Raw genomic sequence first — 22,192 nt, forward strand, 5'->3', positions numbered from 1 at the left:
CTGGTACCGCCAGGAGCGCCTGTCCGGTTGTGAATCGGCCATATCGACGCCCCTGCTCGTAGGGCGGTGCATGGATGACGGGCGACCCCGAGCGAACGCGGCGAACGTTACCGCCGTCGCGGGCGGCGCGCACCCGGGGAACGCGACGGTTCACTGGATCTGTTCGGGGTATGCCCGGGTGGGACACCGACGACAGGAGGGCGTCGATGACGCTGACCGACCTACCCGACCGGTGGCGCGGCGCGACCGTACTCGTCGTGGGGGACGCGCTGCTCGACGGCTGGCTGACCGGGGTGCCGCGCCGTCTCTGCCGGGAGGCGCCGGCGCCGGTACTCGAGGTGCAGCACACCGTGTACTCGGGCGGCGGAGCCGCCAACGCGGCGGTCAACGTGGCCGCGTTGGGCGGGCGGGCCGTGTTGGTGGCCGCGACCGGCGAGGACCCCGACGGCGGCCGGTTACGCCGCCGCCTCGACGCCGCCGGGGTGGAGCACCGGCTGGTACCGGTACGGGGTAGGCGGACGTTGGCCAAGCGGCGGCTGGTCGCGGACGAGCAGATCATGCTGCGCTTCGACGAGGGCGACAGCGGCCCGCTGCCGGCGAAGGCCGTGACCGCCCTGGTCGAGACGGCCGCCGCCGTCCTGGACGAGGGGGTCGACGCGGTCGTCGTGTGCGACTACGGCGGGGGCGGGGTGGACGATGCCGTCCGTACCCTGCTGGTCCAGCGGCGTGACGACATCCCGCTGCTGGTCGTCGACGCGCACGACCCGAGGCCGTGGGCGGAGGTACGTCCGGACCTGGCCACGCCGAGCTTCGCGGAGGCGTGCCGGCTGCTGGAGTGCGACTCGGATGCGGTCGGCGCCCACCGGGCGGAGTGGGTCGCCGGCGCCGCCGACAAGCTCCTCGAACTGGCCGGTGCCCCGACCGTGGCGGTGACCCTCGACGCCGACGGGGCGGTGGTGCTGACCGGCCAGTTGGAGCCGATCCGCACGTACGCCCAGCCGGCGCTCGCCAGCCACACGGCCGGCGCCGGCGACGCCTACGCGGCGGCGTTCACCCTCGCTCTCGCCGCGCGGGTGCCGCTCGCCGACGCCGCCGGGATGGCGCAGTCAGCCGCGACGGCCGCCACCCGGGGCCGCGCCCCGGGTACCGCGGTCTGCGACGTGCGCGGGCTGCTGGAGACGGCAGGGGAGGCCGAACAGGCGGCGCTGTCCGTGGCCGACCTGGTCGCCGCGGTGTCGGAGCACCGCAAGCAGGGCCGGCGGATCGTGTTCACCAACGGCTGCTTCGACGTGCTGCACCGGGGCCACGTCGGCTACCTCAACCAGGCCAGGCGCCTCGGCGACGTGCTGATCGTCGCGGTGAACTCCGACGAGTCGGTGCGCCGACTGAAGGGCCCGGAGCGCCCGGTCAACCCGGCCTCCGATCGGGTCGCGGTGCTCGCGGCGCTGGCCTGCGTCGACCATGTCGTGGTCTTCGAGGAGGACAACCCCGCCAACCTCATCGCGCTGGTCCGGCCCGACCTGTACGTCAAGGGCGGTGACTACCGGCCGGAGATGATCCCGGAGGCGCCGCTGGTGCGCGAGCTGGGCGGTGAGGTGCTGACGCTGGACTACCTGCCCGACCGGTCGACCACGAAGCTGATCGGCCGCATCCGCTCCGGTGCGGCCCGCCCGGCCGCTCATCCGGCGAAGTCGGGTCACCAGTTGGACACGGCGCGCGGCCGGCGTACCCGCCCCTGACGAGGTTGCCCGGCACGACGGTGGGTAGGCGCTCCGGTAGATCCAGCTCAGCAAGGGGGAACCATGCCCAACGTCCAGCAGCCGGAGATGCGCCGCAGCGAGCATGACCCGCTGGTGACCGGCCACGCGGAGGAGACCGCACAGAGTTCGCTGCCGCAGAGCAGGGACGACCGGGCGCTGCACAAGGTGCCGGAGGACGAGCGGTCACCGTACGGTCCGCAGCCGACTAAGTGAGCGGACAGCACGGCACACCGGCCCACGGCCGGCGCTTACCCCTGCCGTCCGCCGGCTCGCGGGCACTGGACCCCGGCGACCCCGATGCGTTCGCCCGCCGCCGCGACCTGGACGTGCTGATCCCCACGCGCAACCGCCCGGTCGAGCTGACCGCCACGCTCGCCGGGCTGGCCGCCCAGGCTGCGCCGTTCGGGATCGCGGTCAGCGACCAGTCGGACGGGGACCCGTCGTGGCGGCACCCCGCGGCCGCCGGGCTGGTACGGGCGCTGCGCCACGCCGGACACCCCGTACTGCTGGAGCAGCACCTGCCCCGGCGCGGGCTGGCCGAGCAGCGCGGGTACCTGCTGTCGAGGTCACGGGCCCGCTACGTGCTCTTCCTCGACGACGACATCTGGCTCGAGCCGGGCAGCGTCTCCCGGCTGATGACCGCCATCCAGGAACTGGGCTGCGGATTCGTCGGCAACGCGCCGCACGGGCTGTCGTACGACCGCGAGCACCGGCCGCAGCAGGAGTCTTCGTTCGAGGAGTGGTCCGGCCCGGTGCTGCCGGAGCGGCTGACCGTACGGGGCCCGCAGTGGAACCGCCACACCGTGCACAACGCGGCCAACCTGCTGCACATCACCGACCGGCTGGGGCTGCGAGCGGGGGAGTGGCGGGCGTACAAGGTCGCGTGGATCGGCGCGTGCGTGCTGTACGACCGGGCGAAGCTGCTGGCCGCCGGCGGGTACGACTTCTGGCCCCGGGTACCGGCGGCGCACGCGGGCGAGGACGTGGTGGTCCAGTTGCGCATCCAGGCGGCGTACGGGGGAGCCGGGATCGTGCCCAGCGGCGCGTACCACCTGGAGTCGCCGACCACCGTCCCCGACCGCGACGTCCAGTGCTTCGACGTGATCGGAGTTACTCCCGCGGTCTTGGACACCTAGGCGACCTACGGCTCGCCCAGGTGTCCAAGATCGCGGAGACGTGAGCGGAGGACGCCGCTCAACGGTGCCTCGTGGAGGCGTCGGCGTATCGGAGCAACGCGCCCACCCCGCCGTCGAGGTCGATCTCATCGGGCGTGACGAGCACCAGGTCCGCGTCGCTCGCGGCGAGCGCGCGCAGCAGGGCCGCGTCGGCGCGTACCTGCTTCGGCTCCCGCGTACCCATCTGCCTGAGCTGGTCGGAGGTGATGGCGATCTCGTGCGGCGCCTCGCCGACCCACAGCTTCTGGGTGGACGACAGGTCGTTGATGAGCAGGGCGGTGTCGACCTGTTCGCGCTGCAGCGCGGCGACCATCGCCCCGAGCCCGATTCCGGCGGCCGCGTCGTGCCCCCGCTGGATCTTGAACTTCTCCAGTACGTCCTGGACGTGCTGGTCCGCCAGCCGCGCGATGGACTGGAGGGTGAAGTCGTCGAGCCGGTCCGGGTCGGCGCCGGGCGCGCGGGAGCCGGCTTCGCTCTCGACGTACCGCTTCTGCCACCATTCGGGCAGGTGGTCGATGAGCATGCGCCGGGCCTGTGGGTCACCCGCGATGATGAGGATCTCGGCGGCCATGGAGGTGGCCAGTTGGCCCACCGCCTCGGCGATCTCCTGGGCGTTGCGCTGCCAGGTCATCTGGGCCGAGCGCTGGAAGTGGTCCTGCGACCAGCCGCCCGCCTTGGCGCGGTGGAGCGGGTAGTCGTGGTGGCCGGCGATCTGGCCGTGCCGAGGGCTGCCGCCGATGGTCGCGCCCTCCAGGTCGGCGCCGATGCGGTTGACGACGATCCGCAGCCAGGCGACCTGCTCGCCGTAGCCGGCGATCATCGGCATGGCGTGCGGCAGCGGCCCCCAGGCCGCGACGTGGTCCCGCGGCGTGGTGACGATCGGCAGGGTCAGCGCCACCTCGCCGCGCGTGGCGAAGGCGGCCAGCCAGTACCGGCCGGGTACGGGCTGATGGTTGAGGACGGTGTTCTCCAGGGCATTGAGCGTCGGTTCGTCGGCGCCCTGCTGCGCCAGCTCCTCGCGGGCGGCCCGCCAACGCAGTTCGATGGCCTTGGCGGCGTCCTCGGTTTCGTGGCTGGCGTCGATCACGACCGACGCCCATGGGCCGGGGCGTGTGGCCAGTGGACGGAGTACGGAAAGGTGCATGGTGTACCTCCTGGTCGAGGTTCTTCGCACTTACCCTGTGCTGGCTTGTTGTCACGTGATTCGGGTATCGCCGACGGATGCCGGACACGGTCGGAGACGATGTGTCCGTGAAGCCGATAGCCGTATTCGATGTGGACGGCGTGGTGGCCGACGTCCGTCACCGCCTGCACCACGTGGCGCGCCGCCCGAAGAACTGGCGGCGGTTCTTCGCGGAGGCGGCCGGTGACACGCCGTTGGCGCCCGGGGTGGACCTCGCGAAGGAGTACGCCCGCGACCACCGCCTGGTCTGGTTGACCGGGCGGCCGGAGTATCTGCGTCCGGTCACTGAGCGGTGGCTGGCGCGGCAGGGTCTGCCGGTTGCCGAGCTGCGGATGCGGCCGACCGGAGATCACCGCCCGGCGCGCGAGTACAAGGCGGAGCAGTTGCGCCGCCTCGCGGAGACCGGTGAGGTCACGGTCGTGGTGGACGACGACCCCGCGGTCGTGTCCCGGCTGGAGCAGGACGGCTGGCCGGTGCGGCTGGCGGACTGGGTGCCGTACGCCGACTCGCTGCGGGAGGCGCAGGAGCGCGAGGGGCGTACGTGAGGCCGTGCGGTCTTTCCGGCTCCGGCGTGCCGCCGGTCCGCCGGAGCCGGAAAGACCGCGTACGTGGTGTCAGGGTGCGGTGGCGGTCGTGGCCGCGAGGATCACCTCGGCGTCGGGCCCGCGCGGTGAGTCCGGGCGCAGCGGGTCGTGGCCGAGGGTGAGCAGGGTGTCCCGCCACGGTTCGTTGACCGATTCTTCGGGTGGTGCGTTCACCAGCCGGCCCAGGACAAGCTCCGTGACGAGCTGCATGGTGGCCACGTCGTCGTCGGTGAGGTCGACGCGCCGCTTCTCCAGGATCCTCAGGACCCGCCCGCCCAGCTCGTGGACGTCGATGCCGGGCTCCGGCGCGTACGCGGCGGCTCCGTCCGGCGTCGACAGCAGCCAGTCGCGCAGCTCGGGGGACGGCATGTTGACCACTCGGTGGAAAACGTCCCACTTCTGATCGATCTCCGGGTTGCTACGAGTCATCTTTCGATCACCCCCTAGGCCGTTCTCATTACCCCGGGCCGTACCAGGTGAACCGCACCAGACGGGTGCGGGACGGTTGCGGCGCCCGCCACGCGGCGGCGGGCCCGAGGTGTGCCCAAATGAGCCAAATTCCCAGCGGGTCGTTCTCAGCTGGGTCGCGACCCTGCCGATGTGAGGGCTCGTAGAAAGGGAGGCGACCTTGGAGGAGCTCGGCGACATCGTCCAGGAATTCCTCGTGGAGAGCCACGAGAACCTGGATCAGTTGGACCGCGACCTGGTGGCGCTGGAGCAGGAGCCAGGGTCGCGGGAACTGCTGTCAAGCATTTTTCGCACCATTCACACGATCAAGGGTACGAGCGGGTTCCTGGCCTTCAACCGGCTGGAGCGCGTGACCCACGTGGGCGAGAACCTGCTCGCCCGGCTGCGTGACGGTACGCAGGTGATGACCCCGGAGACGACCAACACGCTGCTGCGCATGGTCGACGTCGTCCGGACCCTGCTGACGACGATCGAGGAGACCAGCGCCGAGGGCGAGGTGGACGTCGACGGCGTCATCGAGGCCGTCACGGCCTGCATCGAGGGCGGCAGCCCCGCTGCGCCGGCCGCGAAGGCGGAACCGGCCGCGAAGGCGGAATCGGCCGCGAAGGCGGAACCGGCCGCGAAGGCGGAGCCCGCCCCGGCGGCGAAGGCGGAGCCGGCCCCGGTGGCCGAGCCCGCCCCGGCCGTCGAGGTCGGGACGGTACCGGCGCCGGTCGCGCCGGCCGCGGCTGCGGAGGAGGACCACGCCGGCGCCGAGCCGGGCGTCGGCCAGACCCGCCGCAGCATCGCGGAGAGCTCGATCCGGGTCGACGTCGACCTGCTCGACAAGCTGATGAACCTCGTCGGCGAGCTGGTGCTCACCCGCAACCAGATGCTCCGCGCGGTGACGGCGTCGTCGGACCCGGCCCTCGCCCGGACCGGCCAGCGGCTCAACCTGATCACCAGTGAGTTGCAGGAGAGCGTCATGAAGACGCGGATGCAGGCGATCGACCATCTGTGGTCGAAGCTGCCCCGGGTCGTGCGTGACCTGTCGAGCTCGGTGGGTAAGCAGGTCCGGTTGGCGATGGAGGGTCGCGAGACCGAGTTGGACCGTAGCCTGTTGGAGGCGGTCAAGGACCCGTTGACGCACCTGGTGCGCAACGCCGTCGATCACGGTATCGAGTCTCCGGCCGACCGTCGGGCGGCGGGTAAGCCGGCCGAGGGTGTGTTGACGCTGCGCGCCTACCACGAGGGTGGGCACGTGATCGTCGAGGTAGCCGACGACGGCAAGGGTATCGACCCGGCCCGGATCGCCGAGGTGGCGATCAAGCGGGGGCTCCTGACCCGGGACCAGGTGGCGCACATGGAGCGCCGGGAGATTTTGAACCTGGTGTTCAAGGCCGGGTTCTCGACCGCGGAGAAGGTCACCAACGTCTCCGGCCGTGGGGTCGGGATGGATGTGGTGAAGACCAACATCGAGCGCATCGGTGGCGCGGTCGACGTGGAGTCGACCCTGGGTGAGGGGACGACCTGGCGGCTGACCATTCCGTTGACGTTGGCGATCATCCAGGCGTTGACGGTGGAGTGCGGCACCGAGCGGTACGCGATCCCGCAGGTCGCGGTGCACGAACTGGTGTACCTCGACGGGCAGAACGGCCGGGTCATCGAGCACGCGATGGGTGCGCAGGTGTACCGGCTGCGGGGCAAGTTGCTGCCGCTGGTGCGTCTGGACGAGACCCTGGGGCTGCCGGACTCCAGCGGTGACCGCGACGTCTATGTCGCGGTGCTGCAGGCCGAGGGCCGCAAGTTCGGCCTGGTGGTCGACCGGGTCTTGAACACCGAAGAGGTCGTGGTCAAGGCGTTGTCGTCGCGGTTCAAGGAGATCGGCATGTACGCCGGGGCGACCCTGCTCGGTGACGGTCGGGTCGCGTTGATCCTGGACGTGCCGTCGCTGGCGCGGCGCGCGCACCTCAACGTGGGCGCGGTCGACCGGGCGCAGGCCGAGATCGACGCCACCAAGGGCGGCAACGACAACGTCGACCGGCTGCTGATCGCCGGCGTGGGCGAGCGGCGGGTCGCGATCCCGCTGGACATGGTCACCCGGCTCGAGGAGTTCCCGCTGGAGCGCTTCGAGCGGGTCGGTGCCCGTGAGGTCGTGCAGTACCGCGACCAGATCCTGCCGGTGCTGCGCCTGGCCCAACTGCTGGGCGTGTACTCCGACACCGAGCAGGCGGCGTCGGTACCGGTGGTCGTGTACACCGAACGCGGCCGCAGCGTGGCGCTGGCGGTGGACCGCATCGTCGACATCGTCGAAGACGTCGTCGGCGCCCAGCGTGACTTCGGTGACGACGGGCTCATGGGCTCGGCGGTCATCCAGGCGCGGGTCACCGAACTGCTCGACGTGCGCCGCGCGATCATGGCCGCCGACCCACGGTTCGACGCCGAGGGCGTCGACACCGACGGCGGGCTCGACCTCGATCCGACGATGATGGTGGGAGCGTAGAAGATGGCAAGTCGTCAGTACGCCACGTTCGAGGTGGCCGACCAGCTGTTCGGGCTGGAGGTGGCGATGGTCCAGGAGGTGCTGTCGTTTCACGAGTACACGCCGGTGCCGCTGGCGCCGCGGTCGGTGGGCGGGCTGTTCAACCTGCGCGGCCAGGTCATCGCCGCGGTCGACCTGCGTGTGCAGCTCGGGCTGCAGCCCCGTGACTTCGAGGGCCCGGCGATGAACGTGATCGTGCGGACCCCCGACGAATCGGTCAGCCTGCTGGTGGACCGCATCGGCGAGGTCGTCGAACTCGACGACGAGACGTTCGAACCACCACCGGACACCCTCACCGGCCCCAGCCGGGAACTGATCACCGGTGCGTTCAAACTCGACGGTCGGCTCATGCTGGCCCTCGACACCGGGCGGGCGGTGCAGACCTCGATCGGGTCGGCCGTGGAGGACTGACCTGGACTCTCCGGAGGGAGGGTGTCGTGCAACAACACGACACCCTCCCTCCGGCGTTTTACGGAGAGTCACCTTGGTGGCCGATCGGGGGACGCAGCCGGTAGTGCCTCGGTTGCAGACTGGGTGCATGTACAGCCTCGTCAGCGCCCCGGTTCTCGGATTCGACCTGTCCCGCCTGCCTGGCGGATCGGCAACAGCCGATGTACTTCTCCGTGCGCTCTCGTTTACTGAGAGTGACATCGACGTCATCGCCAACTTCCGGATGGACGACTGGGACCGGCTCGGCCTGTGGCAGGACGTCGACGAGGCGGCGCGCCGGCGCCAGACCGTACGCGATCTGTCGGTGGAGCCGGACGACGCGCCCCAGACGCTCGCCCTGCTCGAGCAGGCGCCCATCGGGACCGTCGACGGGCTGCTGCGATGCGTACGCAACGACCTCCTGGACTGGACCTGGCGACCCGTCGGCCCGGGGACCCCGCCGGGTCCGCTGGCGGCGCGGCGGCCGGCCGGCACGCCTGATCCGGCCGGCACGTCTGATCCGGCCGGCACGTCTGATCCGGCCGGCACGCCTGATCCGGCCGCGGTGCCGGGTGGGACCGGTGTGCCGGGCCCGGTCAAGGCGCAGAGCGAGGCCTCCGAATGGGCCACCTCGGTGATCTGCGACGCGGTCGTCGCGGCGTACCTGTCCGACCTGCTCCCCGCTCCGACCCGGCGCAGCCTCACGGCCGGCTGGCTCGCCGCGCTGCGGTGGCTGCCGGTACGGCCGATGAATCTCGGCCCGCAGCACGACGACATCACCGCGTTGCTGGACCGGGTCCGCGCGCTGACCCCGGCCCAGCTCGTACGGCTCGGCGCCGCAGCCGAGGCGACCCGGCGCGCAGCGCCCGACTGGGCTCCGGCGGTACACGCGGCCTCCTGGGCGGTCTACGTCTCCGAGCGGGTACGGGCTGCCGCCGCCGCCCAGTTGATGCTCGTCCGGGCCGTCGACGACGCGGGGATCCCGGTAGCCGAGCGCGCCGGCGGGGCCTGGAACCTCCTCAGCGGCGCCGTGCAGGCCATCGTGGTACAGGACATCCTGGCCGCCGAGACGGTGGAGCGGCTGGTGGACCCGCTGCTGGCGGCGCTCGGCTCGATCGAGGTGACCGGAACTGAGTGATCAATCAGAGCCTGCGACGCGCCTCGCATCGTGAACTCTTGGTGATCACGGAAATGTCCGGGATGTAGTTTTCTCATCCGGTACCCCCTCCCGCCGATATGGGCGGGGAACGGATGGCCGGGCGGTGGCTGTCCCTGCGCGGGGAGGCCGCTTCGTGATCTCGGTCCTGGTTGTCGACGACTCGGTCGTCATCCGACGCCTGGTCACAGACGCCCTTGCCGAGGACCCGGAGATCCGGGTCGTCGGCACGGCTCCCAACGGCCGCGTCGCTCTTGCCAAGATTGAACAGCTCAAACCGGATCTCGTCACGCTCGACATCGAGATGCCGGTTCTGGACGGCCTCAGTACCCTCCGCGAGTTGCGGCCCCGCTTCCCGCGCCTGCCGGTGATCATGTTCAGTACGCTCACCGCTGCGGGGGCCAGCGCCACGCTGGACGCGCTCTCGGCCGGCGCCAGCGACTACGTCACCAAGCCGTCCAACGTCGGCAGCTTCGAGGAGTCCAAGCGCAGCGTCCGGGAGCAGATCATCCCCCGGATCCATGCCCTGTGCGAGCGGGGATCCGCGAGCCGGACGCGGCGCAAGACCGCGCCCCCGGCCGGTGGCTTCGCCTTCCCGCCCGCGCTGCCGGGCCTCGCCGGCGTACCGCGCCCCACGACGAAGCCCGGCGCCGGCGCGCCGGCTCCCGCGACCACCCGCCCGCGTACCGACCGGGTCGAGGTCCTCGCCGTCGGCTGCTCGACCGGTGGGCCGGACGCCCTCGCCAAGGTCCTGCAGGCGCTCCCCGCCAGCCTGCCGGTACCGATCGTGGTGGTGCAGCACATGCCGCCGGTCTTCACCAAGATGTTCGCCGAGCGGCTCAACCGCACCTGTGCCCTGGACGTGATCGAGGCGGCGGGGGAGGAGCAGGTGGTCCCCGGCAAGGTCTACATCGCGCCGGGCGACTTCCACCTCGAGGTGGTCCGCTCCGGCACGTCCGTATTGACGAAGCTGACCAGCGCGCAGCCCGAGAACTTCTGCCGGCCCGCGGTCGACGTGCTGTTCCGATCCGTCGCGAAGGTCTACGGCGGCAAGGTTCTCGCGACCGTCCTGACCGGCATGGGCCAGGACGGCCGGCGCGGCGCCGAGGTGCTGCGCGCCGAGGGCGCCGAGATCGTCGCCCAGGACGAAGAGACGTCCGTGGTGTGGGGGATGCCGGGAGCGGTGACCCACGCCGGACTTGCCGACGCAGTACTTCCCCTACCCGAGATCGCCAACTATCTCATCTCGCGTACCGCCGGAGGGCGCAGCGCACGGTCCCTGGAGGTGACCCGATGACTTTGAGTGCCCAGGAGTTCGCCTATGTCAGCGACCTGGTGCGGCGCAGTTCGGCCATTGTGCTGGAGAGCGGCAAGGAGTACCTGGTCGAGGCCAGGCTACTGCCGCTGGCCCGCCAGGCAGGCCTGCCGACCGTGTCCGAGTACGTGATGCGGGCCCAGCACCGGCCGGAGCCGGGCACCCACGAGAAGATCGTGGACGCGCTGACCACGAACGAGACGTCGTGGTTCCGCGACGGCGAGCCGTTCCAGGCGCTGACCGCCGGCGTGCTGCCCGACCTGATGCCGACGCGGTCGACCAACCGGACCATCCGGATCTGGTCGGCGGCCTGCTCCAGTGGGCAGGAGCCGTACAGCCTCGCGATGATCCTCGAGGAGAACCTGCCGGCGGGCTGGAGTTACGAGATCCTGGCCACCGACATCTCCCAGGAGATGCTGAGCCGCGCCGAGGCCGGGCGTTTCACCCAGCTCGAGGTCAACCGCGGGCTTCCGGCGAACATGCTGGTCCGCCACTTCGAGCGGGACGGGACCCACTGGCGGGTGGCGGCGAGGCTGCGTAACCACATCACGTTCAAGCGCCTCAACCTGGCGGCCCCGCTGCCGCCGATGCCGCAGTTCGACATCGTCTTCCTGCGCAACGTGTTGATCTACTTCGACGTCGAGACCAAGCGTCAGGTGCTGGCTCGTACCAGTGGCGTGATGCGCCCGGACGGCTGGCTCTTCCTCGGTTCGGCGGAGACGACCATCGGTATCGATGACCGGTTCGAGCGCATAGCCGCCGGCCGCAGCTCCGCATACCGCCTGCGTGGCACCAACATCACGTCGCCGGCCGGCGCAATGGGAAAGGGGTGATCACCAATGATTGCCTTGGTGATCGATGATTCGCGAGCGATGCGGCTGATCCTCACCCGGATCACCGGCCAGCTCGGGTTCGAGGTGTGGCAGGCAGGCAACGGGCGAGAGGCCCTGGACCTGCTGGAGGCCAGCGACGTCGTCCCGGCGGTGGCGCTCGTGGACTGGAACATGCCGGAGATGAACGGGCTGGAGTTCGTAACTGCGGCTCGATCAAATCCGAAATATCGGACAATGACCATGATGATGGTGACGACCGAGGGCGAGCAGAGCCAGATCGTACGAGCCCTGGCGGCCGGCGCCCACGAGTACGTAATCAAACCTTTTACCCCGGACGCCATCGAGGAGAAGTTGGCGCTGCTGGGCGTGTCAACGAACGGAGCCACCGCATGACCGGCAATGCACCCACGGACGAAGACCTGTTCGCGATCGCGGAGCAGGTGTGGTCGTCGTACCTGGACCTCGAGGGCACGAGCCCGCTGATCCAGATGCCTCGCACCAAGCCTTCGTCCGACGTTTCGGCCTCGGTGTCGGTCACCGGCGCATGGCGCGGGCACGTCGTGGTGAGCTGCACCATGCCGGCCGCGCGCAGCGCCGCCGCCGCCCTGCTCGGCATCGAGCTGGACGAGGCCACCGAGGACGACGTCACGGACGCGCTCGGTGAGCTGGCCAACATCATCGGGGGCAACGTCAAGAGCCTCATGCCGGAGCCGTCGGCGCTCTCGCTGCCGGTCGTCCTGGTCAACGGCAGCCCCGGCTGGCCGTCGGCCTCGGAGGTGTGCCAGCTCAACGGCGAGTGGCTGGGTGAGTCGGTCGCCGTCCAGGTCCTCGAGAGCACCAACGAGAAGGGCGCGTGACGTTACCGATGAAGATCCTCATCGCGGATGACAGCCGGGTGATGCGGCAGATCGTTACCCGTACCCTCCGGCAGGCCGGCTTCGACGGCCACGACCTCGTCGAGGCGGCGGACGGCCAGCAGGCCTACGACGCCGTCACCAACGAGAAGCCGGACCTCGTCCTGTCGGACTGGAACATGCCCGAGATGACCGGCATCGAGGTGCTACGCATGCTGCGCGCCAACGGCGTCCAGGTGCCCTTCGGGTTCGTGACCTCGGAAGGCACCCCGGAGATGCGGGGCCAGGCCGAGGATGCCGGTGCCCTCTTCCTCATCACCAAACCGTTCACCGCCGAGGCGTTTCGTGACGCTTTGGACCCGATCCTAGGATAAAGTGGGCTATGTCGTCGTTTCAGCTGCCCGTACCCAAAGACGTCCGTGACCTGTTCGAGGACCTCCTTGGGCGCCCGATCACCGTGGGCACAGCCAATCCGGTCCTCGCGGAGGATCTGAAGACGACCCTCGTGAGCCTGTACACCGACAGCACCCAGAAGCTGTGGGCGGTGGCCGGCATGGATCTGCCGTTGACGGTGTACGCCGGCGCGGCGATCGGCCTGCTCCCTCCCGGAGGTGCGCAGGACTGCGTCGACGACGGTGTCGTGACGCCGACCCAGGCGGAGAACGTCAAGGAGGTCTGCAACATTCTGACCTCCCTGCTCAACCGTGAGGGTGCTCCTCACCTCAAGCTCTACCAGGTCGTCCTGCCCGGCGAGCCGCTTCCTGGCGACGCGGCCGCGGTTCTGCAGGCGCTCGGCCGTCGTCTCGACCTGACGGTCGAGGTCGGCGGTTACGGCAGCGGCAGGCTGTCGATCACCCTGGCTGAGTGAGCCTCCCCGAACAGGTAACTCCCCGTACGGCCTGGCCGTACGGGGAGTTCCCTTGTGTTCGGACTGTTCGGTTCTTGCTCCTGCCGGTCCAGTGCCCTTGCTCGTCCAGGAGAAATGGCGGCTGTGCCGGCTCGTGGTTCGACGCCACGCGCCAGGATTTTGACGACCGCGTCGGGTGAGGCGATCGAGCTGCTGCGCCGCCACGATGAGCAGTACCGGGTGGGGTTCCCGCAGCGGTGCCTGACCGGATTGAACACCTACGACGGCGCCGTACCGGACACGTTGCTGCGAGCCTACGGCGGACGGGGCAGCGGCCGGGGGCGGTTACTCCGCCTTCTCCTCGGCCGGGGTCTCCTCCGGCGGCACCACGTCGGTGCTGCGCCGGCCCTGGACCTGTGCCATCAGCGCGGGGTTGTTGCGCGCGACCTCGAGGGCGTCCATGGCGGCCTGCTGGGCGACCTCCCGGGCCTCCGTTCGGGCCAGGGCGTCGTTGCCGCGCTGGTACCCGTTCGCCAGGCCGTTGAGCATCGCCAGCATCAGGGCCGCGACCACGACCGCGATCAGGTACCTGACGAGGGCCGTTGTGTAGTCCAGGTCGTGCAGGACGAACGCGTGGTAGAGCGCCGGGCTGTCCAGCAGCGCGGCGAGCAGGAGCGTCGACCACTTCGTCATGTCGGGACCGCCCCTCGTCAGTAGTCGTCGTCGGCGGCCGCGCGGCGGGCCAGCACCTGCTGGCGCATCACGTACCGGCGCACCAGCTCCGCCTGGCGCTCAGTCAGCTCCAGGGTCACGATCATGTCGACGGTCTTCCCGATGCGGTCGTCGATGGTCCGCAGCACAGCGCCGTCGGCGTCGAGCATGTCGTCGCCCAGCTGCACGACCGTGGTCACCGGTACGCCGTCGTCGAGCATCACCCGGTCGGGGGCGTCGGGCTTGGCGCCGTTGATCCGGAACCGTACGCCGCCCTCGCTGATGTCGCTGGCGGCGCCGGAGATCACGATGTCGTCGCGCTCCTTCGGGCGTACCCGTACCGCCTCACCACCGCCCGCGCGGACGAACCGGCGGCGCTGGTTGAGTACGGGCTCCGACTCGACGGTCAGGGACCAGCACCGCATCGGTACGCCCTCGACCCGTGCGGTCGACGTCAGCCTGGCGTCGACGACGTACCGCCCACGCGGCCCGGCGACCCAGCTCAGCTTCAGGACGGCGCCCAGGTCGGGGATCTCGACCGTCTCGTTGAACGGTGCGGCGACGACCACGGTCGCGCCGTTGATCATCTCCACCCGTGACTCGAGCTCGGTCCCCTCGTGAACAAGGCTGACCGGCGAGCTGACCTCGGGCATCGGCTCGCTCATTCCACCACCTCTTCCAACCGCCGACACAGCAGGTCAGCCCAGACATGCGGGGTTGCGACGCGACCGTCGAGCAGCGCGACGGGCACCCCCAGTTGCAGGACGGTAGCCGGGTCGCTCGTTGCCGCGCAGGCATACGCCGCGATAGCATCCACATGGCCGATATCGGCTAGTCGGCGCGCGCTATCCGCAGTCTTGCCTGTGGCGTTGACCACACCCCACACCGCGGCGGCGTCACAGCTCTCCACGATCGAGCGGGCCCATTCGGTACCGATGCCGCCGGCCGGCATGTCGACCACGACGACGATCGGCGCGTCCGCGACGCGGCGCAGCTTGGCGATCCGCTTGACCGCGTGCTCCGGACCGGTCAGTCGCCGGCTCGGGTGGATACCGGTACCCGCGCAGCTGGCGGCGGCGAGCACGACGCGGGCCGGGGCCAGGCGCAGCGACTCGCTGACCGTACGGGCCACCGCCAGCGCGTCGCGCAGCTCACCGGCGATCACGAGGACCTCACCGGCGCGTGACGGCGGCTTCGGCGCCTCGGGCAGGAGCTTGAGGACCTTGACGATCGCCCGGTACGAGTCGGCGCCGGTCACCCGTTCGCCCAGCTGCTCCGGCAGGCCCAGGTGGGACAGCACGGTCTTCAGCGGAGCGTCGGCGGGCAGCCGGACAGGCTGGTAGCGCGGGATCAGCGGGGCGTCCGGGGTGTCGGCCTCCTGGCCGGCGACGCTCGCGGTCGGAGCCACCGCAGCTTGAGCGGCGGCGTGGCCGGCGGCCGGCGGTGCCGGTGCGGCCTTCGGCGGCGTCGGTGTTGCGGCCGGGGGAGCGACGACCACGGGCGGCCGCTCCGCGGCCGTCGGCGTGGTGGGCGCGGGCATCACGGTGGTACCACCCGTCACGACCGGGACCCTCCAGCCCGGCGCCCCGAAGCCGGACAGCACCTCGGCGAATGCGTTCGGGTTGGCGCTCGGCTCGGTCGTGGTGCCGGTCGGGCCGGCTGTGGTCGTGGTGCCGGTCGGGCCGGCTGTGGCCGTGGTGCCGGCCGGGCCGGCTGTGGCCGTGGTGCCGGCCGAGCCGGCTGTGGTCGTGGTGCCGGCCGAGCCGGCTGTGGCGGCGTCCGGGGTGCCCGACTCGTCCGCGCCGAGGTGCGGCAGCAGTTGGCGCTCCTGCGCCTCGACGAGGGCGATCAGCGCGTCGGCCGGGCTGCCGGCGGCACCGGCGGCGGCAGCCGGGGCGGCCTTGACCGCCGGAGCGGCCGTGCCGGTCTCCGCGGAGTCGGCCACCTCGATGGTCAGCTCGTACCGTTCGCGGCTGAACAGGCCGGTCAGACCGGTCGGGCGAACCCGGTCGGCGGCGACGATGCGCGCCGCCGGACCGTGCTCGGCGCGGACCTGTGCCAGCAGTTCCTGGATGTCGCCACCCTCAAGCAGCAATCGAGTAGGCACCGTTCACCACTCCCACGGTTTCGACGCGCAGCGCGCTCTGGGCGATCTCGGAGTACGACAGGACGGGCAGCCGGGGTACGGCCATCTGGAGCAGGCGCCGCAGCGCCAGGCGCAGTTGGGGCGAGCAGACGACCACCGGGCTGAGGCCCCGCTGCTCGGCGGTCTCGCACAGTTGGGTCAGCTCCGCCACCATGATCTCCGCCCGGCCGGTGTCGACCAGCAGTTGCAGGCCGGCCTCGGTGGGGCGCAGCGACTCGAGCAGCGACTGCTCCAGGCGCGGGTCCAGGGTGACGACGGTGAGCGCGCCGTCGGTGGCGTACCGGGCGGAGATGGCCGGGCCGAGGGCGGCGCGGGCCGCCTCCAGCAGCGAGTCGTGGTCGGTGGCGCTCTTCGCGGTCAGCGAGAGGGACTCGAAGATGCGTACCAGGTCGCGGACCGGTACGTCCTCGTCCAGCAGCCCCTGCAGCACCCGCTGTACCTGGCCGAGGCTGAGCAGGGCCGGGGTCAGCTCCTCGACGACGACCGGGTGGGTCTGCTTGACGACCTCGGTGAGCGCCCGCACGTCCTCGCGGCCGAGCAGGCGGCTGGCGTTGGCCCGTACCACCTCGGCCAGGTGCGTGATGATGACCGAGGCCCGGTCCACCACGGTCGCGCCGGACAGGTCGGCCTGGTGGCGCAGTTCGGCCGGTACCCACTTGCCGGCAAGGCCGAAGACCGGCTCGACGCCGGCGCGGCCGGGCAGGAAGTCCAGGTTCTCGCCGATCGCGAGGACGGTGCCGGGTGGCGCCTGGCCCTGGGCGACGTCCACCCCGCTGATGCGGATGGCGTACGTCGACAGCGGCAGGTCCAGGTCGTCGCGGGTACGCACCGGCGGCATCACGATGCCCAGGTCGAGGGCGACCTTGCGGCGCAGTGACCGTACCCGGTCCAGGAGGTCGCCGCCGGCACCGTCGACGAGGTCGACGAGGTCGGGGGAGAGCGCCAGCTCGAGCGGGTCGACGCGCATCTCGCCCAGCAGCGACTCGGTCGGGTCGGCCGGCGCCGGGGCGTTCGCGTCCGCCTCGGCCGCCTCCCCGGCGGGCGAGGAGGGCATCCGCTGCGCGACGAACAGCGCGGCGCCGCCGATCAGCAGGAACGGGAGCTTGGGCAGGCCCGGGATGAGGCACAGCACCAGGGCGGCACCGCCGGCGATCCGTAACGCGACCCGGTGCTGGCCGAGCTGCTTGATCACGCTCGAGCCCATGTCGCCCTCGGTGGCCGAGCGGGTCACGATGAGGCCGGTCGCCACCGACAGCAGCAGCGCCGGGATCTGCGAGACGAGGCCGTCGCCGACGCTCAGCAGGCTGTACTTCTGGATGGCCTCGACGGGAGACATGCCCTTCTGGACCATGCCGACGACGAAGCCGCCGATGAGGTTGATCAGGGTAATGACGATGGCGGCGATCGCGTCGCCCTTGACGAACTTGGAGGCGCCGTCCATCGCGCCGTAGAAGTCCGCCTCGGCGGCCACCTCGGCGCGGCGCCTGCGCGCCTCCACCTCGTCCATCAGGCCCGCGTTGAGGTCGGCGTCGATCGCCATCTGCTTACCCGGCATGGCGTCGAGGGTGAAGCGGGCGCCGACCTCGGCGACCCGCTCCGCGCCCTTCGTGATCACGAGGAACTGGATCACGATCAGGATGGTGAAGATGACCAGACCGATCACGAGCTGGCCGCCGACCACGAAGTGGCCGAACGCGTCGATGACGTTGCCTGCGAAGCCGTCCATGAGGACCAGGCGGGTGGCGCTGATGTTGAGCGCGAGCCGGAACAGCGTCATGACCAGCAGCAGCGAGGGGAACGTGGAGAAGTCCAGCGGACGCTTCACGTACATGCTGGTCAGCACGACCACCAGCGCGCCGACGATGTTCAGGGCGATGAACAGGTCGATCAGGAAGGTGGGCAGCGGCACGACCATCATCACGATGATCAGTACGACACCCAGGGGGACGGCGAACTGGCTCAACCGGCGACCGGACACGAGACCCTCTACTGTCGGGGATAGCTATCAAGCCCGTTCCGTGGCCGTACCTTTGCCCTCCTGGCAGCCGACACATCGGCCCTGTGGTCCGTCGGGTGAGGGTTTTTCCCTCAGTACCTGCCGGCGGATGCCGATCGACGCTTCGTGTCAACGACATCGGAACCGCAGCCCGGACAGATCGTTCACGTCGGTCGTCAGCCGCTGTACAACCCCGCTGGCGACGTCGTCGGGTACGAGCTGCTCTTCCGCGGCGCCGGTACCGAGGTGGCGGCGTCGCGGCGCAACGCGTACGCCACCAGTCAGGTGATCGTGAACGCCTTCACCGAGTTCGGCCTGCCCGAACTGGTCGGCGACCACATGTGTTTCATCAACCTGACGCGCGAGTTCATCGTCGGTGAGTTGGCGCTGCCGTTCGAGCCCGGCCGGGTCGTCCTGGAGATCCTCGAGTCGGTCGAGATGGACGACGAGGTGATCGCGGGGGTCTCCCGCCTGGTGGAGCAGGGGTACCCGATCGCGCTGGACGACTTCGTCTTCGGGCTCGGCCACGAGCGGCTGCTGGGCCTCGCCTCGTACGTGAAGATCGACGTGCTCGACGGCGACGAGGATCGCATCACCTCGGTCGTGCGGGCCTGCCGGAAGTACCCGGACATCAAGCTGGTCGCCGAGAAGGTGGAGACCACCGAGCACATCATGCTGGCCCATGAGCTCGGGTTCGAGCTGCTCCAGGGGTACGCGCTGAGCCGCACCCAGGTGGTGTCGATCGCCACCCTGGCGCCGTCGCGGCTGCGCCGGCTGGAACTGCTGGGCGCGCTGACCGGGCCCGAGGCCGACGTCGACCACATCGTGTCGATCGTGACCAGCGACCCGGCGTTGACGTTCCGGGTACTGCGGGCGACGAACGCCGCCTCGGGCGGCCTGAACCGTCGCGTCTCGTCGGTGCACCAGGCGGTCGTCATGCTCGGCGGCCAGCGAATCCGGGAGTGGGTGACGCTGATGCTGGTCTCGGACATCGCCGAGGCGAGCGACGCGCACCTGTCGACCGCGATGGCCCGGGCGCGGCTGTGCCAGACGATCGCCAGCCGGCTCGACGCCTCCGCCGACTCGGCGTTCATCGCCGGCCTGCTCTGGGGCATCTCCGACGTGCTCGGCGTCCCGGTGGTCGACCTGGTCGGCCGGTTACCGCTGGCCGACGACGTGACCGAGGCGCTGGTCAACGGGTCCGGCGGCCTCGGCGAGGTGCTGTCGCTGGTGCGGGCGTACGAGGGGGCGGACGCCACGGCGCTCAGCCAGCTCAAGGTGTCCCCGGCGGACCTGGCGAAGGCGTACCTGAGCGCGGTGGGCTGGTCGGTACGGACCGTGCAGGGCGTGCTCGGTCCGCCCGCGTCGCGCCCGGGCGCTTCCGACAACGTTCCGACGCCCGCCTGACGCGGAGCCGGTACGAGGCGTCGCAGCGCGGCACGGAGTGGCGAAATGGGCAAAACAGCTCGTTTTGCCCATTTATATCTAGAATAAGCAGCGTGACGGCGACAATTTCCCCCTCCTCCGACGTCGACGAGAGCGTCGAACTCGGAGACGGCACCCGGGTCTGGCACCTGGCACAGGTCCGGGAAGGCGCTCGGCTCGGGTCCGACTGCGTGGTCGGCCGGGGCGCCTACATCGGACCGGGCGTCGTCATCGGCGACAACGTGAAGATTCAGAACCACGCCCTCGTGTACGAGCCGGCCCGGCTGGCGTCGGGGGTGTTCGTGGGTCCGGCCGCGGTGCTGACCAACGACCTCCACCCGCGCGCGGTGAACCCGGACGGCAGGCTCAAGGGCGCCGACGACTGGACGTCGGTGGGAGTCACCGTCGAGTACGGCGCCTCGCTGGGCGCCCGCTCGGTCTGTGTGGCCCCGGTCCGGATCGGCCGCTGGGCCATGGTCGCGGCCGGGGCGGTGGTGACCGCCGACGTACCCGACTTCGCGCTGGTCGCCGGCGTTCCCGCGCGCCAGCTGGGCTGGGTGGGGGAGGCGGGCGTCCGGCTGGAGCGCCTCGCCACCGGGCTTTGGCGGTGTCCCCGGACCGGGGCCACCTACACCGAGGAAGACGGCACGCTACGGGGAGATGCGCAATGACGGCTGTTACTCCGATGATCCCGGCCGCGCGGCCCATGATCGGCGCCGAGGAGCGCGCCGCGGTGGACCGCGTGATGGCGACCGGGATGCTCGCGCAGGGGCCGGAGGTGGCCGCGTTCGAGACCGAGTTCTCCGCCGTGGTCGGTGACCGGAGCTGCGTTGCGGTCAACTCGGGTACCAGCGCCCTGCTGCTCGGCCTGCTCGCCGCCGGCATCGGCCCGGGCGACGAGGTGATCGTGCCGTCGTTCACGTTCGCCGCCACCGCGAACGCCGTCGTGCTCGCAGGGGCGGAGCCGGTCTTCGTGGACATCGAGCCGGCGCACTTGTGCATCGACCCCGACGCGGTCCTCGCCGCGATCACGCCCCGCACGGCGGCGGTCATGCCGGTGCACCTGTACGGGCACCCGGCCGCGATGGACCGGCTGGCGGCGATCGCCGACCGGCACGGGTTGGCCGTGATCGAGGACGCGGCGCAGGCCCACCTGGCGACCTGGGCCGGCCGGCCGGTCGGCACGTTCGGCCAAGTCGCCGCGTTCAGCTTCTACCCGACGAAGAACATGACCAGCGGCGAGGGCGGCATGGTCGTCTGCGCCGACGAGGACACCGCGCGGCGGGTACGGCTGCTGCGTAACCAGGGCATGGAGCGCCGGTACCACAACGAGGTCGTCGGCTACAACGTGCGCATGACGGACCTGCACGCCGCCATCGGCCGGGTGCAGTTGCGGCGGCTGGCCGGCTGGACCGCGACGCGGCAACGCAACGCGGGCCACCTCTCGGCGGCGCTCGCCGAGGTGCCGGGCGTCGGCGTACCCGCGGTGGCGGACCGGGCGGAGCACGTCTGGCACCAGTACACGATCCGGGTGTCCGACCGGGACACCGTCGCGGACGGGCTGGCCGCCGCCGGCGTCGGCAGCGGGGTGTACTACCCGACCCCGGTCCACGAGCTTCCCTCGTACGGGCTGTCGATCGACCTGCCCGAGACCCGGCGGGCCTGCGCCGAGGTGCTGTCCCTGCCGGTGCACCCGGCGCTGTCCGAAGGCGACCTCGCACACATCGGCGCCGCCGTGGCGAAGGTGATGGGTTCGTGACCGCGCCGCTGCGGGCCGGTCTGGTCGGTCTGGGGATGATGGGCCGCCACCACGCCCGGGCACTTCGGGAACTGTCCGATGTGGAACTGGTCGGCGTGGTCGACCCGGGCGGCGACCGGTTCGGGGCCGTCGCCCCGGAACTGGTCGTGGCGGAGCTGGACGAACTGCTCGCGCGAGGCATCGACCTGTGTGTGGTCGCCACCCCCACCGTCACCCACGAGGCCATCGGTACCCGGTTGGCGCAGGCCGGGGTCGCGGCCCTCATCGAAAAGCCGCTCGCCCCGGACTCGGCCGCCGCGCAACGCCTGGTGGAGGTCTTCGAGCGGCACGGGGTGCTCGGCTGCGTGGGCCACATCGAGCGCTACAACCCCGCCCTGCAGAACCTGCGTGCCCGGCTGGCCAACGGTGAGCTCGGTGAGCTGTACCAGATCGTGACGCGCCGCCAGGGACCGTTCCCGGTGCGCATCGCCGACGTCGGCGTGATCTCCGACCTCGCCACCCACGACATCGACCTCACCGCGTGGGTGACCCGGTCGGCGTACCGGTCGCTGTCGGCCCGTACCGCCAACCGCAGCGGCCGTCCGCACGAGGACCTGGTCAGCGCGGTCGGCCTGCTCGGCATCGACGTGGTCGCCACCCACCTGGTGAACTGGCTGTCGCCGTTCAAGGAGCGGGTCACGATCGTCACCGGTGAGCGGGGCTGCTTCATCGCCGACACCCTCATGGCCGACCTGACCTTCTACGAGAACGGCTCGCAGCCCACGCAGTGGGACACGATCGCCAACTTCCGTGGCGTCTCCGAAGGCAACATGACCCGGTACGCCATCCCCAAGCCGGAGCCCCTGGCCACCGAGCTGGCCGCGTTCGCGGCCGCCGTACGCGGCGAGGACGCCGACGTGGTCACGCTGCGGGCCGGCCTGGGCACGGTCCGGGTCGCGGAGGCGATGAAGGAGTCCGCCCGTACCGGCGCGACGGTGGACATCACATAGTCCCCGTCATCACCGGGGGTTTGCGGCGTCACAGCCCCGTA

Annotated in this window: 23 protein-coding genes; 17 read left to right on the top strand and 6 right to left on the bottom strand. The window is 70.9% G+C overall.

Annotated elements, in window-relative coordinates; translation table 11 throughout:
• Nucleotides 1–206: 206 nt before the first annotated feature.
• The 3 genes from rfaE2 (at nt 207) to Pme01_RS28450 (ending at nt 2,896) form a co-directional block, all read left to right on the top strand.
• Nucleotides 207–1,739, top strand: coding sequence for a D-glycero-beta-D-manno-heptose 1-phosphate adenylyltransferase (gene rfaE2, locus Pme01_RS28440; RefSeq protein ID WP_168118006.1), 1,533 nt, complete (start codon nt 207–209; stop codon nt 1,737–1,739).
• A 63-nt stretch (nt 1,740–1,802) separates the two neighbouring features.
• Complete coding sequence (locus Pme01_RS28445; RefSeq protein WP_168118005.1) at nt 1,803–1,973, top strand: hypothetical protein; 171 nt, start codon at nt 1,803–1,805, stop codon at nt 1,971–1,973.
• Complete coding sequence (locus tag Pme01_RS28450) at nt 1,970–2,896, top strand: glycosyltransferase family 2 protein (protein ID WP_373315545.1); 927 nt, start codon at nt 1,970–1,972, stop codon at nt 2,894–2,896. The genes Pme01_RS28445 and Pme01_RS28450 overlap by 4 nt, the downstream gene beginning before the upstream one ends.
• Nucleotides 2,897–2,954: 58 nt before the next feature.
• Here the strand turns inward: Pme01_RS28450 and Pme01_RS28455 are convergent, their stop codons facing one another.
• Nucleotides 2,955–4,079: a baeRF2 domain-containing protein gene (locus Pme01_RS28455; protein WP_168118004.1), complete on the bottom strand. Its 1,125-nt coding sequence runs from the start codon at nt 4,077–4,079 to the stop codon at nt 2,955–2,957.
• Nucleotides 4,080–4,186: 107 nt separating this feature from the next.
• Between Pme01_RS28455 and Pme01_RS28460 the strand changes: the two genes are divergently transcribed.
• Nucleotides 4,187–4,663 carry a phosphatase domain-containing protein gene (locus Pme01_RS28460; protein ID WP_239088519.1) on the top strand — a complete coding sequence of 159 codons (477 nt, stop codon included), beginning with the start codon at nt 4,187–4,189 and terminating at the stop codon, nt 4,661–4,663.
• Between the two features lie 69 nt (nt 4,664–4,732).
• On the opposite strand, the gene Pme01_RS28465 is transcribed toward Pme01_RS28460, so the two are convergent.
• Entirely contained in the window at nt 4,733–5,131 is a 399-nt protein-coding gene (locus tag Pme01_RS28465; RefSeq protein ID WP_168118002.1) for a DUF3140 domain-containing protein, read from the bottom strand.
• A gap of 199 nt (nt 5,132–5,330) precedes the next feature.
• Between Pme01_RS28465 and Pme01_RS28470 the strand changes: the two genes are divergently transcribed.
• The 9 genes from Pme01_RS28470 (at nt 5,331) to Pme01_RS28510 (ending at nt 13,146) form a co-directional block, all read left to right on the top strand.
• A complete protein-coding gene (locus Pme01_RS28470; protein ID WP_168118001.1) occupies nt 5,331–7,652 on the top strand; it encodes a chemotaxis protein CheW in 2,322 nt (773 codons plus the stop codon).
• A 3-nt stretch (nt 7,653–7,655) separates the two neighbouring features.
• Nucleotides 7,656–8,102, top strand: a complete 447-nt coding sequence (locus Pme01_RS28475) for a chemotaxis protein CheW (protein ID WP_168118000.1) — start codon at nt 7,656–7,658, stop codon at nt 8,100–8,102.
• 127 nt (nt 8,103–8,229) lie between these two features.
• A complete protein-coding gene (locus Pme01_RS28480; protein ID WP_168117999.1) occupies nt 8,230–9,258 on the top strand; it encodes a hypothetical protein in 1,029 nt (342 codons plus the stop codon).
• Between the two features lie 154 nt (nt 9,259–9,412).
• A complete protein-coding gene (locus Pme01_RS28485) occupies nt 9,413–10,573 on the top strand; it encodes a protein-glutamate methylesterase/protein-glutamine glutaminase (protein ID WP_168117998.1) in 1,161 nt (386 codons plus the stop codon).
• Complete coding sequence (locus Pme01_RS28490; protein WP_168117997.1) at nt 10,570–11,424, top strand: CheR family methyltransferase; 855 nt, start codon at nt 10,570–10,572, stop codon at nt 11,422–11,424. Before Pme01_RS28485 ends, Pme01_RS28490 begins: the two co-directional genes overlap by 4 nt.
• 6 nt (nt 11,425–11,430) lie before the next feature.
• Nucleotides 11,431–11,817, top strand: a complete 387-nt coding sequence (locus Pme01_RS28495) for a response regulator (RefSeq protein WP_168117996.1) — start codon at nt 11,431–11,433, stop codon at nt 11,815–11,817.
• Nucleotides 11,814–12,281 carry a chemotaxis protein CheX gene (locus tag Pme01_RS28500; protein WP_168117995.1) on the top strand — a complete coding sequence of 156 codons (468 nt, stop codon included), beginning with the start codon at nt 11,814–11,816 and terminating at the stop codon, nt 12,279–12,281. Before Pme01_RS28495 ends, Pme01_RS28500 begins: the two co-directional genes overlap by 4 nt.
• A complete protein-coding gene (locus tag Pme01_RS28505) occupies nt 12,278–12,652 on the top strand; it encodes a response regulator (RefSeq protein WP_239088520.1) in 375 nt (124 codons plus the stop codon). Before Pme01_RS28500 ends, Pme01_RS28505 begins: the two co-directional genes overlap by 4 nt.
• An 8-nt stretch (nt 12,653–12,660) precedes the next feature.
• Nucleotides 12,661–13,146, top strand: coding sequence for a hypothetical protein (locus tag Pme01_RS28510; RefSeq protein ID WP_168117994.1), 486 nt, complete (start codon nt 12,661–12,663; stop codon nt 13,144–13,146).
• A 324-nt stretch (nt 13,147–13,470) separates the two neighbouring features.
• Here the strand turns inward: Pme01_RS28510 and Pme01_RS28515 are convergent, their stop codons facing one another.
• The 4 genes from Pme01_RS28515 to flhA are packed head-to-tail and all read right to left on the bottom strand — an operon-like array spanning nt 13,471 to nt 17,945.
• Nucleotides 13,471–13,818: a hypothetical protein gene (locus Pme01_RS28515; protein WP_168117993.1), complete on the bottom strand. Its 348-nt coding sequence runs from the start codon at nt 13,816–13,818 to the stop codon at nt 13,471–13,473.
• Between the two features lie 17 nt (nt 13,819–13,835).
• A complete protein-coding gene (locus tag Pme01_RS28520) occupies nt 13,836–14,501 on the bottom strand; it encodes a PilZ domain-containing protein (protein ID WP_168117992.1) in 666 nt (221 codons plus the stop codon).
• Nucleotides 14,498–15,943 carry a hypothetical protein gene (locus Pme01_RS28525; protein ID WP_168117991.1) on the bottom strand — a complete coding sequence of 482 codons (1,446 nt, stop codon included), beginning with the start codon at nt 15,941–15,943 and terminating at the stop codon, nt 14,498–14,500. The genes Pme01_RS28520 and Pme01_RS28525 overlap by 4 nt, the downstream gene beginning before the upstream one ends.
• The gene (gene flhA / locus Pme01_RS28530; protein ID WP_205864453.1) at nt 15,921–17,945 is read right to left on the bottom strand and encodes a flagellar biosynthesis protein FlhA; all 2,025 of its coding nucleotides are present in this window, start codon (nt 17,943–17,945) and stop codon (nt 15,921–15,923) included. Before flhA ends, Pme01_RS28525 begins: the two co-directional genes overlap by 23 nt.
• Before the next feature lie 159 nt (nt 17,946–18,104).
• Between flhA and Pme01_RS28535 the strand changes: the two genes are divergently transcribed.
• The 4 genes from Pme01_RS28535 to Pme01_RS28550 all read left to right on the top strand — a co-directional run bounded on the left by Pme01_RS28535 (nt 18,105) and on the right by Pme01_RS28550 (nt 22,151).
• Nucleotides 18,105–19,385: an EAL and HDOD domain-containing protein gene (locus Pme01_RS28535; protein WP_168117989.1), complete on the top strand. Its 1,281-nt coding sequence runs from the start codon at nt 18,105–18,107 to the stop codon at nt 19,383–19,385.
• A gap of 92 nt (nt 19,386–19,477) precedes the next feature.
• Nucleotides 19,478–20,074 carry an acyltransferase gene (locus tag Pme01_RS28540; RefSeq protein WP_168117988.1) on the top strand — a complete coding sequence of 199 codons (597 nt, stop codon included), beginning with the start codon at nt 19,478–19,480 and terminating at the stop codon, nt 20,072–20,074.
• Complete coding sequence (locus Pme01_RS28545) at nt 20,071–21,162, top strand: DegT/DnrJ/EryC1/StrS family aminotransferase (protein WP_168117987.1); 1,092 nt, start codon at nt 20,071–20,073, stop codon at nt 21,160–21,162. The genes Pme01_RS28540 and Pme01_RS28545 overlap by 4 nt, the downstream gene beginning before the upstream one ends.
• On the top strand, nt 21,159–22,151 hold the full coding sequence (locus Pme01_RS28550) for a Gfo/Idh/MocA family protein (protein ID WP_168117986.1): 993 nt from the start codon (nt 21,159–21,161) through the stop codon (nt 22,149–22,151). The genes Pme01_RS28545 and Pme01_RS28550 overlap by 4 nt, the downstream gene beginning before the upstream one ends.
• The last annotated feature ends 41 nt before the right edge of the window (nt 22,152–22,192 follow it).

Origin of the sequence: Planosporangium mesophilum (genome assembly GCF_016863255.1) — a bacterium.
In the GTDB taxonomy this organism is placed as follows: Bacteria; Actinomycetota; Actinomycetes; order Mycobacteriales; family Micromonosporaceae; genus Planosporangium; species Planosporangium mesophilum.